Origin of the sequence: Kitasatospora sp. NPDC093558, assembly GCF_040683475.1 — a bacterium.
Taxonomy (GTDB): Bacteria; Actinomycetota; Actinomycetes; order Streptomycetales; family Streptomycetaceae; genus Kitasatospora.
In genome coordinates, this window is the sequence record NZ_JBFBDY010001215.1 from 1 (window position 1) to 1,326 (window position 1,326).

At 73.2% G+C, this 1,326-nt stretch carries 1 protein-coding gene; it reads right to left on the reverse strand.

From position 1 onward, the window contains the following. Nucleotides 1–190: 190 nt before the first annotated feature. Nucleotides 191–1,078, reverse strand: coding sequence for a SigB/SigF/SigG family RNA polymerase sigma factor (locus AB0O00_RS39845; protein ID WP_363659555.1), 888 nt, complete (start codon nucleotides 1,076–1,078; stop codon nucleotides 191–193). Nucleotides 1,079–1,326 lie beyond the last annotated feature (248 nt).

A 1,326-nucleotide genomic window follows, 5' to 3' on the forward strand; every position in this document is an offset into this window, starting at 1 on the left:
GATCCTGCACCTGCTCGGGGAGGAGGTCGGCAGCACCTGCGAAGAGCTCCTCGCCTGCCGCCGCTACGCGCTTACGGGCGACCCCCGCGCGGTCGAGGGCCGCTGAGGAGGGTCGTCCGGTGGTCAGGCCGGAGTGCGTCGCGGTCCGCCGGCTGGCGGTCGAGGGCCGCCGACGAGCGTCATCCGGCGGTCAGGCCGGCGCCCAGCCGGGTGCGTCGCGGTCCTCCAGCTGCTCGCGCAGGCGGGCGAGCGTGGCAGTGAGCAGGCGCGAGACGTGCATCTGCGAGACGCCGATGCGGTCGGCGATCTCGGACTGCGTCCGGCCTTCCCAGAAGCGCAGCTTGAGCACGGTCTGCTCGCGCTCGGGGAGCCCGGCGAGCAGGGGGCGCACGGCGGTGCGGAAGTCGGCGAGCTCGATGCCCGGGTCGCAGACGCCGAGGCGGTCGAGCAGCGCGCTGCCGCTCTCGTCGGTGTCCTGGTCGCGCAGCGCGTCAAGGGAGTTGGGGCGGTAGACGCGGCCGGCGACGAGGCCCTCGGTGGCCTGCTCGACGGTGAGGTGGAGGTCCTCGGCGATCTCCTCCGGGAGCGGGAGGCGGCCGAGTCGCTGCTCCAGCCGGTCGGAGCCGCGGGCCACCGTCAGGTACAACTCCTGCATGCTGCGCGGCACGCGGACGGGCCACGAGGTGTCGCGGAAGAACCGTTTGATCTCGCCGGCGATCGTGGGGATGGCGTAGGTGACGAACTCGACGCCGCGGTGCGGGTCGTAGCCGTCGACGGCCTTGATCAGGCCGATCGTGCCGACCTGGAGGATGTCGTCCATGTCCTCCGCGCGGTGGCGGAAGCGGGCCGCGATGAAGCGGACCAGCGGCATGTTGAGCTCGATGATCGTGCCGCGGACGTAGCTGTAGGCGGACGTCTCGCGGGCCAGCCCGGCCAGGCGCGCGAACAGCGCGTCGCTGAGCTCGCGCGCCTCGGACTTGCCCATCGCCCGCAACTCGCCCTCGCTGGGGCGCGGGGGCAGCTCGGGCGGGGTGGTCCCGCGCTCGGCCTCGTACGTGGTTTCCGGAGGGGTGGGCACGTGCTTCTCCCGGTGCGGCCGGCGGTTCGCAGCCGGCCGCCGTACCTGTGTTCTACCCGGCGTACGACCCCGGATTCGCGTTTCGCCCGATTTGTGGCCCGGTGCTGCTTCCGGAGCAAGTCAGCCTCGGCGGGCGTGGTGGTCGACCGGGGAGGCCACCTCCAGCCAGACGCGCTTCCCGTCACCCTCCGGCACGCACCCCCACGCCTGTGACAGCCGGTCCACCACGCGCAGGCCGTGACCGCCCG